Below are 12,752 nucleotides of genomic sequence, written 5' to 3' on the forward strand. Positions count from 1 at the left end.
CGGATACAAGCACAATATGTCCTATTACCCCTTGACCGAGCCGATCATAATTCCCTTCACAAAATATTTCTGAAGGAACGGATACACGAGCAATATTGGCAATGTACTCGCTATCAATGCTGCGGCTTTCAGCGACTCCACCGCCAGGAGCTGACGTTCCAGGCTATCCGTCGTATTAATGTTCGATTGCCCCGACATCACAAGCTCCCGCAAATAGATTTGCAGCGGCTTTAAAGAAGAATCGGTAACGTACATAACCGCATCGAAGAAGGAATTCCATTGTCCGACCGCATTAAACAAGGCGATTGTGGCAATCACCGGCATGGACAGCGGTACTACGATGCGAAATAAAATCCCGAGATTGGACGAACCGTCGATTCTTGCGGATTCCTCCAGTTCATTCGGGATGGACTGAAAGAAATTTTTCATGATGACCACATGAAATGCGTTAACAGCACCCGGAATGACGTAGGTCCAGAAGATGTTCATCAGATGCAGCTCCTTGATTACCAGGTATGTCGGGATCATCCCGCCGCTGAACAACATGGTAAAGACAATGAGGAACATGATAGGACCGCGGCCTTTAATGTAATATCTTGATAGAGGGTACGCAAGCAGCATGGTCATGACTACGCTGATGAGGGTTCCCACAACCGTCCGCTGCACGCTGACGAGAAAAGATTGAACGAACCCGGGGTCATTGAACACCTTCACGTAAGCTTCCGTCGTCCATTCTACCGGCAGGAAGGAGACTTCGCCGGATACAATTGCACGGTAGCTGCTGAACGACTGGGCCAGAATGTGAATGAAGGGCGCCAAAGCCAGAAGCCCAAAACAGGCAAGCGCAAAGTGATTGATGCCGCTGAACCATTTTTCTCCCTTTGACATTTTCATAATCAGTAGATCCCTTCTTGACCCGTTCTTTTAACGGCTTTGTTGACGATAACGACCAGCACCAGACTGATGACGGATTTAAGCAATCCAACCGCAGTCGAATAACTGAACTCGGACTGACCGATACCAATCCGGTACACATAGGTCTCAATGACGTCGGCAACATCATATACGAGCGAGTTATACAGAACGAATATTTGTTCAAACCCCACATCGAGGATGCTGCCAAGTCTAAGCAGGAACAGCACGATGATCGTTCCTTTAATGGAAGGAAGGGTTACATGCCACAGCTGCTTCCACTTCCCTGCACCGTCCATGACGGCTGCCTCATACTGCTGCTGGTCGATGCCCGCGAGAGCAGCAAGATAGATGATGGCCCCCCAACCGACCTCCTTCCAAATATCGCTGATGACCAGCACCGATCGAAACCAAGCCGGATCCGCTAAGAAAAACACGGGTTCGAATCCAAGCCATTTCATGATTTCATTGACAGCTCCCGTTGCGGGAGACAGGACGTTTACCAATATACCGCCTAAAATGATCCAAGACAGAAAGTGCGGCAAGTAAGCAAGCGTTTGGATCGTCCGCTTGTAAAACATGCTGCGGATCTCATTGAGCAGAAGTGCTAGGATGATGGGACCCGGGAAACCCCAGAACAGCTTATATAAACTGATAATGACCGTGTTCCAGAACACCTGATAGAATTGGGGATCATGAAACAGCCGTACAAAGTGGTCGAGTCCTACCCATTCGCTGGCATTAAATCCAGCAAATATGCTGTAATCCTTAAAGGCGATCACAATCCCCCACATCGGAAGGTACTTAAAAACGAGAAAATACACGATACCAGGAACCATGATCAAGTACAAATCCCAATATTGCCTGAGGTTTGCGAAACGTTTTTTGTTTAAGACCGTATCGGTGCTGGTGCCGGACGGTCTGGGCACGGTGACAGCCTTATGTTGTGCCACGGCATTCACCTCTCTTTTGTTGTCTTGTCGCTATGATAAAAGAATGGATTCGCTTCCGCCTAAACTTCAGCAAGCTCGCCCAGCCAGGCCCCTTGCTCGATGAGAAGGCGCTGCAATTGTTTGATATCGACATCCCGGGATGTACCGCCCGTCTTTGCACAGATGGCCGCGGCTGTTCCCGCTGCCTGCCCCATTGCAAAGCAGTTCGGCATTACCCGAAGCGAGCCCTGTACGACTCGGTCAGCGGAGGCGGCCCGTCCCGCAACCCACACATTTGCCAAACCTTGAGGAAGAAGGGAACGGTATGGAACCCCATGCGACCGACCGGGGGGAAGATGGCGAATTTCCATGTTTTCTTTGCTGGTTGCCATATGGATATCAATAAAATAAGCATTTCTTGCAATGTCGTCTTCAAAGCTTCGCATGGATATAAAGTCATCCTGAACCAGCATGTAGTCACCGACGATGCGGCGGGTTTCACGTATACCGATTTGTTCGCCTGTGCTGACCAAATGGGCGTCTTCAAATCCGGGTACATACTTCCGCAGAAATTCGACCTGTATTTTGACCAGCTTTCTGCCTTCTACCGCAGCCTTCGTGAGATCTTCCGCCTTCGTTCCGTCCACGCCGAACACATGCCCGAAGTTGACCCCAACCAAGTAATCGGACACCCAGGCAAAGCCGGAGACTTCTTTCCGGCCGGGAGGCAGATCGCCGTTGCTCTGCGCTAACTGAACCGCTTGCGGAATTTGTCCGGTGTCACCGCTATCCCTCATATATTGCCTGAAGCGCTCCCGGTTCACGTTGGTTAACAGGTAGCACATCGTCCCCGGCTGCAGTTCGCCGCCATCCCCGCCTTTCTGGAACGGAGCGCCGGCCAGCGCCGCAATATCGGCGTCACCTGTGGCATCTATGACGTACTTGGCCTCGACGATCGATCTTCCGGACTTATTCAGAAGCACCAGACCGTTCACACCATGCCCCCCAGAATTCATGACCAGCTGTCCAACAAATGTATGGAACAGAACCTTGGCTCCGCTCTCAAGCAGCGCTTCATCGTACACCCACTTCAATACCTCAACGTCAATCGGAACCCAATCCAGCTGTTCTTTATATTCCGTGACATAAGAAGGTTTACAATTCGCTTTCATTCGCTCCATCAGCTCGAGCCCGATACCGCGAATGACAGGCTTCTCATGGTCGGTAAAAGGACAAAAGGCAGGAACCAGTGCCGTCGTGCCCATACCTCCTAGAAATCCCCTTTGCTCAATCAGCAACGTATTTGCTCCATTATTGGCGGCAGCGATGGCAGCGGCAATGCCGGTCGGCCCTCCTCCGACGACGACGACATCAACCTGGTTCATAATAGGCAGTTCTTCCGGCGGCAGCGTCCATGTTCTTTTCGTTGTCATGTTTAGACCCTCCAGTTGGTAAACTCGAAATGTCCCGATCCATTCGGGTATACCTACATTTTAGATCCCCATGGCGGTCATGATTAGCACACGCTGATGACATTCACTGTTCGGATCATGACCTTTTCATGGGCTTAAAATAAAAAGAGCTGATTCACAGGCAGGAACCTGCGAAAACAGCTCTTTAACGAACACACTCATCCAAATTCGTTAGAACCTTATTTTCCTTTTATGAATGAACGCTCCCGGGTTTATCTTTGCACGGTTTATCCTTGAGTTTGCTTCCGTGGTTAGTTTGTTGGTTACTCGGCTTGCCTCTATCAGGCTTCTCGCCGCCTGGGCAGCTGTTACCCGGACGATCGACTTCCGGCGTACCGGAAACCGTGACGCCAGGAGACTTATTCCCTGCCTCATCCACCGTTCGGATTCGATACGCGTAGTCCGTCCCATTCACGAGCCCGTTTATTGTAACGGTTTGTACGCCTTTGCCTACATGAACCGCTTCAGCTTCGGTTTTTGCTGCACCTTCTTCCAAAACGACGACTTGGGCGAAATCGTCATCCTCCGGATCCGTCCAGTATAAGGTCAGCTGGCCGTCTTCTTCCACTACCGCCGCGTCATTCACTTCCTTCGGTGCCGTGTCGTCGTTGTAGCCTGTCTCCATGTCCATAACCCTGGCGATTTTATCATTCGGATTCACCGGTATCCCTTGCCATGAAGGCTTCGTAATATTTATGCGCAAGGCTGTCGTTTGAAGTGCTTCGAAGTGCATATCATTATACTCGCCATAAAAGCCGTCCTTGTCATTATCGACAACGGATGCCACCGGCACCCATACGGTTCCGTCCCAGTAATCTACGCTAAAATCACGGATATGCCATTGTTCACCGCTCGCGGCTCCACTCCAAATTTTTAAGTAGTTGAGTTTTTGCGGAACCGTCCATTCCATTTCAATAAAATGGCTCTCTTCCTGCCCTTGAGACAACCAGCGGGTGGATAGATTTCCATCAACGGCATATTCCTTAACGTTAGATCCGTTCGTTGAATCCACAGTCAAAGCTGCGAGCTGGGCTATGTTGCGAACGGTTATCGGTCCGAATATTTCAGACGGCTCCGAAGCACCGCCCGTGTTTTTGGCCGTAATTCGGTAATAGTACGGTATGCCGCTGCTTGCGGACGCATCCTTGAACGGTTGATCTGCTTCCTCGAGATCCGCCCCAACCACCGACCAAGGTCCATTTGGCGCTTCAGCCCGTTCGATATCATACGATTCAGCCCATTCTACCGGGTACCAGGTCATGGAAGCAACTGAGGTAAAAGGTATCCACATCGGCTGATCCGGTACTGGTGGGACGGAAGAGGCGGTAATTGGGCCAACGACATTCGAAGGCTCCGAGATTCCGGCTCCGTTCATCCCTTTTACCCGATAATAATAATTCATTCCTTCCGCAGCCGTCGTATCTTGGAAAGGCCGAAAAGGAATATCACTATCCAGTACCTGAGTGCCTATGATGGTCCATGGCCCATCCAGGTGTTCTGCTCTTTCGAATTGATAGGATTCCGCCCCCGCAGATCCTCTCCAGGCGATGCCAAGCACCGATTCGATCGGCAGAACCTGAGGTGCGTCAGGTAATGGCATCGGCGGGACCGGCAGTCCGCGGATTTCATGGGCTTTTTCGCGAATCATGAACATAATCGCCTTTTCGTCATAGGTTTCACCCGATGGAAAGCCTGGCCAACGGAAATCACCTTCCTTGTTGTAAAAGCCGCCGTCCTTGTTGTGAGACTTCAACGTCCATAACAAGGCTCCGGATGTACCATTAGCGATCGCCTCATCAGCCGTTCGGGTCAGATTTGTCCTGTTCGACTGTCCAAACTCCCCGATGACAAACGCCTTTTTACCCAAACTCAAGTTTCGGTCCGCAGCAGCACGCAGCGCATAATCAGCTCCTCCGCTCTCATAATAATGATTGGATACGATATCCACATTGGGATCCTCAAGGGAAGCCTGACTGATACCGTACCGTCCATCCATTACGATGTGATTAGAGTCCATACTTTTTATATAAGCACTCATCTCCTGTGTCCAAGCATCCGTCGGGTATAACTCATTGCCGGTTTCCCAAGCAAGGATGGCTTTGTCGTCTTTATATTTGATGCCGGTATAAGTATTCGTCCTGTTCAGCACATAGCTAACCAGGTGTTTATAATCTTCCTTCAATTCGGGATCAGTGTAGAACTCCTCGGCGGTCTTCCCCCGAAAACCTGCAAACTGTTTTATTCCTCCGACATGCTCCCATGTATCGATAAAAGGAATAATGACGCGGATATGATACTCATTTGCCAGTCTCAGCACATGGTCCAGGTCCCGAAAATAGTCTTCATTATACTGCCTTAAGCCGGTTACATGACTTGGCTGATCCCCATTGGCGGTTCCCCCTTTGATCGTGAACGTATAAAGTCTGACTACAGTGCCACCTATTTGCTGCAAGGATCTAAATACATCCTCCTGTTCCCATGGATCAGGGCGATGCCATACGGGAGCTGGCATATACGTGAGATTTGAGCCGTTCAGGGATATGAACCGGAACTCCTTCTCGCCATCCATCAATCGATCCCCGCTGCGCGTGATAAAGTTCCATTCTTTTGGCGGTACGCCATCCGCTGCGGCGGTTAAACCTACACGATCCATTCCTCCCAACATAAGCAAACATACAAGCATGACAGAAATCCAATGTCTTCGCATTCTTCTTCATTCCTCCTGTCCCTACTTTGATTTGAACAAAAATGGCTTCCCGTGATGTAAGCGGTATCATTTTTGTTGTTGATCTAAATTATAGGGACACTTGCGCAAAGTTGTTAGGTTACGTTCATGACTTGTCCTGTTCCGCTGATGACTTTTTCGGAATGCAGCTATTGAGGAATCCCTTATATGAACTGGTGGTTCGTGTCCATATCAAAGATACAAAGGACTGCCCTTCCGTTAGAGCTGTATCTTACCTGGTCCAATACATATCGACACCCCGCTCCGTTCCGCGAAAAAGAGCCTGCCGAGAGATCTCGACAAGCTCACCTTAGACCATTTCTATACCTTGCCCACCCAATCCTTACCGGCAACCTCTCGCCAGCGGTTGCGGATCGACTCGTAAATCTCCTCCGGCAATAGCCCTTTTTCCAGCATTGCGGCATTTTGTCCCCACCGGTCCGGATTTGCCGTGCCAACGATGGCAGTTGCTACACCCGGCGTGCTCAGCGTGAATTTTAATGCCGTTTCAACGCCCTGCTGAACATCCGCGAGAAAATCGTAATTCAATTCGCCTAACCGGACCCAATAAGGGTAAGCATAATCCTGTTCGCTCAGCGATTCGTTCTTCCAGGCAACATTGGCTACCGGACGTTTAGCAATAATCCCTATTTCCTGCTGCATGGCAAGCGGAAGCGTGAGATCGATTGCCTCTTGGTCGGCAATGTTCAACGAAGTTTCAAAGCTGTCGAATACGCCGGTTTGAAGGGCATAGAGCGCATCGGTTGAATCGCCGCTATAGCCGATGTACCGCGTTTTGCCCTGCTCCTTAGCTCTTCGTAACACCTCGATCACTTCGCCCCGCCGCAGGATCTCTTCAGAGCAGCTGTGAAGATGGATGACATCGACGTGATCCACCTGCAGTCGCTTCAAGCTGCGGTCAATGCTCTGCGCAAGCATCACGGGATCCCAATCCGGATAGTCCAAACCGGCAGCATGGCCGCATTTCGTAAACAGGTAATAATCATCTCTTCGACCTGACAATGCCTTGCCGATCAATTCCTCGCTGTGGCCATAACATTCCGCGGTATCAATCATGTTAAGACCCGCATCAATAGCGCTGTGCAGCAGCCGGTCCACCGTCTTCTGATCCGACTGGCCGATTTCGGCGCCGCCAAATCCCAGCACACTAACCTGCATGTCCGTACGTCCAAATGCTCTTCGTTCCATTTTTCTTCACTCTCCTCCCTGTTAATCCCATTCATCATTACCCGATCCGAATAAACCTGAAAGCCTTTTTTTCATATCATTCCGATTTCACGATTTTCTTAAGTTTGAAAGAATACTCCCCTGCTAAAATCCATATATGCTAAGTCCGCCATCCACCAGCAGCGTTTGCCCGGTCATGTAATTGGCAGCCTCGGATGCCAGGAAAACGACAGGTCCCACCACTTCTTCCAGACTTCCCACGCGCTTAAGCGGTGTACGGTCCAATATGGACTGCATATAAGCTTCATCACTAAGGAGCTTCTCCGTCAGCGGAGTCCGGAAATACCAAGGTCCGACCGAGTTGACCTGAATTCCGTACTGCGCCCACTCCATCGCAAGCACCTTGGTCATATGGATGAGAGCCGCCTTCGTTGATCCATAGACAACGCCTGTGCGAAGGGCCGTATGTCCGCCTACGGAGGAGATATTGATAATTCTGCCATTTCCCTGATCTTTCATAAATCGAGCAGCTGCTTGAGAAGCTACAAAAGCCGACTTCAGGTTGGTTTGTACAATCAAGTCCCATTCCGAATCCGTCACTTCCAGCGCAGGCGTACGAATGTTCATGCCGGCGTTATTCACCAGTATATCGATCCGTCCTGTCTGATCTACAAATTCGCGAATCGCTCCCTCGATCTCTTCCCTTATGGTCAGATCACCCGGCAGCACAAATGCTTGACCCTGATTCAAGCCATGGATCAGATTTGCGGTCTCCTCCAAATCGCTTCTCGTTCGGGACATCAAGCCGACATCACATCCGGCCTCTGCCAAACCTACGGCAATAGCGCGTCCGATTCCACGTCCCGCCCCTGTTACAAAAGCTTTTTTTCCTTCCAGATTAAAGCTCGGTAAGTACATCCGAATCCCTCCTAATCATCTTTTTGTAACCAGATTCAATAATCCATGTTGAGCGTTCATTCGATCCGTGTAAACATGCTAGGAATTGAAATATTGCGAAGGATTATGACGAACCGGATCAATATATTCCTCATATCGTCCGCCCGTATAAGATTCAATGACCTTTCGCCAAAAAGCCTGCGCTGGCAAATTGCTGCTGACTTGCGTCACCTTCCAGCGTCCCTGGAACTGATCAAACAGCCGCGTTGCCGCCCAAGTCCCCAATCCCGTACGCCGATATTTTTGCATAACAAAAAATTCCGTCATGTAATAGTCCGCTTCGTCGGCGTCATCCATCCGCTCGATCAAGGCAAACCCGGCTGGCCGTTGATCAAACGTAATCAGATACGGGTATTTCCGTTCCCTTTTTTTCCAGAATTCATCCAGATCCGGATAGGGCAAAAACAGCCCTTGATCATTCACCGAAATATCCAGATACTTGGTAAAATCATATAAGTACAATTGCATCAAGTTTACGATAACGGCTTGTTTTCGCTTGGGAACCAGCTCAATTCCCATGCGTTCCGATCGTTCTGAAATCATGCTGCCGCCTCCCTGGGCATATCATCTATCATTTTCATGCTTCATATCTTCATCATAGTATCCGCTCATAGTGAAACACAAGCGCAATATCGATCCGTGAGCACGGTGATCTGACACCTTCAAGCACGATAGACTTTCCATATGTTACACTAGTAATTAATGACAAAGGTCATCGCTATAAAGACAATCATTCGAGGTGGAACATGAATATACAAAAAGATATCGACCGTGCAAGACTCGATGAGAAATCGCCGGACATGCCTTGGTTCGTACAGCAATTTATCGACTACAAGCTCCCGGATCTCTCCCCCTCCACCCTGCTCGAATATGTAAGGGATTATGAAACGTTTTTTAACTGGCTCCGGTCGGAGGGGCTGTCCCAAGCAACCTCTAACCGAGAGGTGACGCTGCTTGAGCTGGAGACGCTGCGCATGGACAGCATCACCAGTTATCGATTATATCTGACTACGCGCCGAGAAGGGACCAACTCCAGAATTACGGTTTCCCGCAAGCTCTCATCGCTGCGCTCCCTGTTTCATTATTTAAGCCAGATTGCAGAGGATGAGGATTTTTATCCGCTTCTCAAGCGTAACATCATGGCTAAAGTGGAAATTAAGCGAATTCATAAACCCAAAGATACGGCTGCCAAGTTAAAAGGAAAAATATTGGAAGAAGAAGAGCTTCAGGATTTCATTACTTACATTCACGAAGGTTATGGGCTGGATGTGGAGCAGAACAAGCAGGCGCTCTATGCGCATGAACAAAATAAAGTCAGAGATGCCTGTATCGCCAGCCTCATATTAAATTCCGGTCTTCGTGTATCCGAAGTGGTCAATTTGAATCTTGCAGACATCGACCTGAACAATAAAATGCTGCATGTCTATCGTAAAGGGAATAATGACGAAACCTTTAAAACCCCGGTCTACTTCCGTGCTCAAGCCAAAGACGATCTTGAGTATTACCTGCAGCTTCGGCAGGCTCGCTACAAGGTGCCAAAAAAAGAAAAAGCTCTGTTCGTTGCACTGCGTAACGGCCAGAACGAAGGGCAGCGCATGACCAAACGGGCGATTCAGGCGATGATCATCAAATACGCCAAGCGTTTTGGCAAGCCATCCCTGACCGTGCATAAGCTGCGGCATTCGTTTGCAACCGACTATTATCTTCAAAATGATATCTACAAAACCAAAGAACAACTGGGACACGCTTCTACCGAGACAACCGAAGTGTACGCCCACTTAACGGACAAAACCATGTCCGAGGCGATTGAACGCCGCTCTGAAGATTAACCACAGCTTGTTTATAATGACAGCAGCAGCGACGTGACCCGCTCCGTGTCATTCCAAGTAAACAGGGGAACCGCTAGCCGCTGCTGTATCTCATGCAGGGCCGTCGGTTCCTTTAGCATTTCAGGACGCACCACGATACCCCTGATCTCCTCAACTTGATCCAGCAGCCCAATGTCCTCCGTTCCCCGCAGCAGTACGAGCTTCGGATAAGGCTGCATCTTATAACCTTCGACAAGCACCAGATCAAAATCGCTGTACAAATGGATCAACGACGCAAGTTCCAGCTCCGTTTCCATCAGCATCGCCGTACGCCCCGGTGAAGCGATGGCGATCCCCTCGGCTCCCGCCTCACGGAATTTGTACGTGTCGGTCCCTTCGTGGTCCATTTCAAATCCGTGGCCATCATGCTTGATGACGGCTGTCCGAATGCCGTGCCGTTTCAACTGTGGAATCAAGCTGGCAATCAACGTTGTTTTGCCGCTGTTCTTATAACCGCAGATCTGGAAAACCTTCATGTCCAGGCTCCCGGCAGAACGAGAACTTGTACGGTTTGGCCTTTAACTGCACCTCGAAGCTCTGGCGGAATTACAATTAAGCAGTCACTGTCTTTGATCGTGATCATAACGCTCGATTCATCAAGGGATGCAGGTGTCGCTATAAGCTTTCCATTTGATACCTCAAGGCTCCCCCGGACGAAACGGGTAAAGTTATTCACTTTCGAGTAATCCGAACCCAACTCTGCCGTCCATTCGGTTAAAAACAACTGCTCCATGCCAAGCATCTTTCGGATCGCAGGTCTGACAAACAACAGAAAGCCCACATAACATGCCCCCGGATTACCCGATAGCGCAAAGAGCAGCTTACCCTCCTTCACAGCCGCGGTTGTCACACTTCCGGGACGCATTGTGACTTTATTAAACAGCATGTCCAGACCGCCGGATGTCACCAGCTCGCCCATAATATCGTAGTCGCCTACAGAAACGCCGCCTGTCGTAACCACGATGTCATACACCTGGAGCGCTTCCTCCACCTTCTGGCGGGCAAGCTCGATATCGTCCGGGATCGCCTCCATAATCACCGGCACACCACCGGCTTCCCGAATTTGCGATGCAAGCATATAGGTATTGCTGTTTCGGATTTTACCGGGTTCAAGCGGCTCGGTGATGTCCAATAGTTCGGTGCCCGTTGAGAAAATCCCTACTACCGGCTGTCGATACACTTCTACCTGATGTATGCCGAAGGTAGCCAGAACCGAAATTTCTCCAGGCCCGATGAGAGTTCCCCAGCGGAGGATCAAATCACCTTCCTGCAGCTCGAATCCGAGGGGAGTGATATTCTTTCCCTTCTCGATGGACCGCTTGAAGCCTACATGGGTCAGGCCATCATCTTCCACTCGAAGCTCCGTCGCTTCAAGCATAACGACAGCGTCTGCCCCTTCAGGGACTTGAGCGCCTGTCATGATGCGGGAAGCCTTGCCTTGCTCGATCGGGATTGCAGATACATATCCGCACGGGATCTGGTCGACAACCTCAAGCCACACCTTTTCCCCTAGATCGCATGCCGCCAAATCCGCTGATCGAACGGCATAACCGTCCATGCCCGAACGGGCAAAAGCCGGAAATGGGTGGGGGGCGATGACATCGGAAGCAAGCACACGTCCATCACTGTCCTGCAGCCGAATGAGCTCCTCCTGACCAAGCCCCGCATAAGAAGCGGCAAGCGCTTGCGCGTCCGCTACCTGTAATGCGCGCCGATCAAATTTATGATTTTGTTTCTTAGGCGATATCGAATGATTATCCTTCACAACGCATCCCTCACTTTCTGACTCAAAGAAAACTGACATTCTTACTGTACTACATTCTGAACAATCTTCAAACCGAGCACCAGGTCCCCTCAATGCCTCCGGCTCTATAAGCAATATAGGAAGACACCAATCGGGTGTACAATTTTTATCTGGACAAAAAAAACGCATGGTCACCAGACCATGCGCTTGAAACTTCTTGCATTACCTTCGTCCCCTTCGGGAGATTTTGCCGGAGCCGATTCGGGTCTTCGGCTTCTTGTACGATTTCTTCGGCGAATCGAACAAACCTCCGCCGCTTTCGCCGCGCTTGATCGTGCCGCGGTCTCCGCTTGTATCCGGATTTCGTCGGAACAGGCTTCCGCCGGTACCGGCAGAATCCTGACCGCGCCGGGTAATTTTACCGCTCCGGTCCACCGTCAGCGGCGGAGCGATCTTCTTATCCTGGCTTGTCGGCTTCTTATAGTTACCTTGTGCCGGTTTATACACATCTTTACTTGTATAACCGCGGTAACCTCCGCCGCCCATCGAATCAAATAAGTTCCCGATCAGAACGGCCGTTAAGTAGCCTTGCAGGAAACTTGAATCATAGTTGCGCTGAACGTACTCTTTGGAATCGATTTCAATCAGCGTATCGGTCGGCTTCTGGGGATCCTGCTGCAAATGGTAATACTCATCCCCATACACCAGAAACATCCGCTCGCTATCCTCAGGAGACGATTGATCCGGCGTGTTTGCCGCCATGAGCTCGCCTGCAACATCGGGAACGCTTTTATCAGCTGCCCGGTACACATAAGAAGTTGCATTTCCGTCTCGATTGACGGATTCCAGCGGATAGGTATCTTTGATATTCGGCGCTCCGCATCCACTCAATAATGATACGAACAAACTCAGCACCAATATGATTTTTATAGATATAAAAGAGCGTTCCTTCAT

Annotated in this window: 11 protein-coding genes; 1 reads left to right on the plus strand and 10 read right to left on the minus strand. The window is 50.0% G+C overall.

Going from position 1 to position 12,752, the window contains the following annotated elements:
* Positions 1-24: 24 nt before the first annotated feature.
* The 7 genes from ACETK5_RS15620 to ACETK5_RS15650 all read right to left on the minus strand — a co-directional run bounded on the left by ACETK5_RS15620 (position 25) and on the right by ACETK5_RS15650 (position 8,729).
* Positions 25-894: a carbohydrate ABC transporter permease gene (locus tag ACETK5_RS15620; RefSeq protein ID WP_394056636.1), complete on the minus strand. Its 870-nt coding sequence runs from the start codon at positions 892-894 to the stop codon at positions 25-27.
* Between the two features lie 2 nt (positions 895-896).
* Entirely contained in the window at positions 897-1,865 is a 969-nt protein-coding gene (locus ACETK5_RS15625) for an ABC transporter permease (RefSeq protein ID WP_100536520.1), read from the minus strand.
* Positions 1,866-1,924: 59 nt separating this feature from the next.
* On the minus strand, positions 1,925-3,277 hold the full coding sequence (locus ACETK5_RS15630) for an FAD-dependent oxidoreductase (protein WP_394056638.1): 1,353 nt from the start codon (positions 3,275-3,277) through the stop codon (positions 1,925-1,927).
* Positions 3,278-3,506: 229 nt separating this feature from the next.
* Positions 3,507-6,023 (minus strand): cellulase family glycosylhydrolase, encoded by a 2,517-nt coding sequence (locus tag ACETK5_RS15635; protein ID WP_394056640.1) that lies wholly within the window; start codon positions 6,021-6,023, stop codon positions 3,507-3,509.
* Positions 6,024-6,362: 339 nt separating this feature from the next.
* Positions 6,363-7,250 carry an aldo/keto reductase gene (locus ACETK5_RS15640; RefSeq protein WP_326118106.1) on the minus strand — a complete coding sequence of 296 codons (888 nt, stop codon included), beginning with the start codon at positions 7,248-7,250 and terminating at the stop codon, positions 6,363-6,365.
* Between the two features lie 123 nt (positions 7,251-7,373).
* On the minus strand, positions 7,374-8,147 hold the full coding sequence (locus ACETK5_RS15645) for an SDR family NAD(P)-dependent oxidoreductase (RefSeq protein WP_394056642.1): 774 nt from the start codon (positions 8,145-8,147) through the stop codon (positions 7,374-7,376).
* 78 nt (positions 8,148-8,225) lie between these two features.
* Positions 8,226-8,729 carry a GNAT family N-acetyltransferase gene (locus tag ACETK5_RS15650; protein WP_394056644.1) on the minus strand — a complete coding sequence of 168 codons (504 nt, stop codon included), beginning with the start codon at positions 8,727-8,729 and terminating at the stop codon, positions 8,226-8,228.
* Between the two features lie 203 nt (positions 8,730-8,932).
* On the opposite strand from ACETK5_RS15650, the gene xerS reads away from it, so the two are divergent.
* Positions 8,933-10,015: a tyrosine recombinase XerS gene (xerS, locus tag ACETK5_RS15655; protein ID WP_100536514.1), complete on the plus strand. Its 1,083-nt coding sequence runs from the start codon at positions 8,933-8,935 to the stop codon at positions 10,013-10,015.
* An 11-nt stretch (positions 10,016-10,026) separates the two neighbouring features.
* On the opposite strand, the gene mobB is transcribed toward xerS, so the two are convergent.
* The 3 genes from mobB to ACETK5_RS15670 form a co-directional block, all read right to left on the minus strand.
* The gene (gene mobB / locus ACETK5_RS15660) at positions 10,027-10,530 is read right to left on the minus strand and encodes a molybdopterin-guanine dinucleotide biosynthesis protein B (protein WP_394056647.1); all 504 of its coding nucleotides are present in this window, start codon (positions 10,528-10,530) and stop codon (positions 10,027-10,029) included.
* Positions 10,527-11,819, minus strand: coding sequence for a molybdopterin molybdotransferase MoeA (locus ACETK5_RS15665; protein ID WP_394056649.1), 1,293 nt, complete (start codon positions 11,817-11,819; stop codon positions 10,527-10,529). The genes mobB and ACETK5_RS15665 overlap by 4 nt, the downstream gene beginning before the upstream one ends.
* 201 nt (positions 11,820-12,020) lie before the next feature.
* Positions 12,021-12,752: a DUF4247 domain-containing protein gene (locus ACETK5_RS15670; RefSeq protein WP_100536511.1), complete on the minus strand. Its 732-nt coding sequence runs from the start codon at positions 12,750-12,752 to the stop codon at positions 12,021-12,023.

The sequence above is a fragment of the Paenibacillus ilasis genome (assembly GCF_043195395.1).
Lineage (GTDB): Bacteria > Bacillota > Bacilli > Paenibacillales > Paenibacillaceae > Paenibacillus_AQ > Paenibacillus_AQ lautus.

Bases quoted from the DNA above. Each gene is read 5' to 3' on its own strand.
- ACETK5_RS15620 (WP_394056636.1), bottom strand. From the start codon at position 894: ATGAAAATGTCAAAGGGAGAAAAATGGTTCAGCGGCATCAATCACTTT.
- ACETK5_RS15630 (WP_394056638.1), bottom strand. From the start codon at position 3,277: ATGACAACGAAAAGAACATGGACGCTGCCGCCGGAAGAACTGCCTATT.
- ACETK5_RS15635 (WP_394056640.1), bottom strand. From the start codon at position 6,023: ATGCGAAGACATTGGATTTCTGTCATGCTTGTATGTTTGCTTATGTTG.
- ACETK5_RS15640 (WP_326118106.1), bottom strand. From the start codon at position 7,250: ATGGAACGAAGAGCATTTGGACGTACGGACATGCAGGTTAGTGTGCTG.
- ACETK5_RS15645 (WP_394056642.1), bottom strand. From the start codon at position 8,147: ATGTACTTACCGAGCTTTAATCTGGAAGGAAAAAAAGCTTTTGTAACA.
- ACETK5_RS15650 (WP_394056644.1), bottom strand. From the start codon at position 8,729: ATGATTTCAGAACGATCGGAACGCATGGGAATTGAGCTGGTTCCCAAG.
- xerS (WP_100536514.1), top strand. From the start codon at position 8,933: ATGAATATACAAAAAGATATCGACCGTGCAAGACTCGATGAGAAATCG.
- mobB (WP_394056647.1), bottom strand. From the start codon at position 10,530: ATGAAGGTTTTCCAGATCTGCGGTTATAAGAACAGCGGCAAAACAACG.
- ACETK5_RS15670 (WP_100536511.1), bottom strand. From the start codon at position 12,752: ATGAAGGAACGCTCTTTTATATCTATAAAAATCATATTGGTGCTGAGT.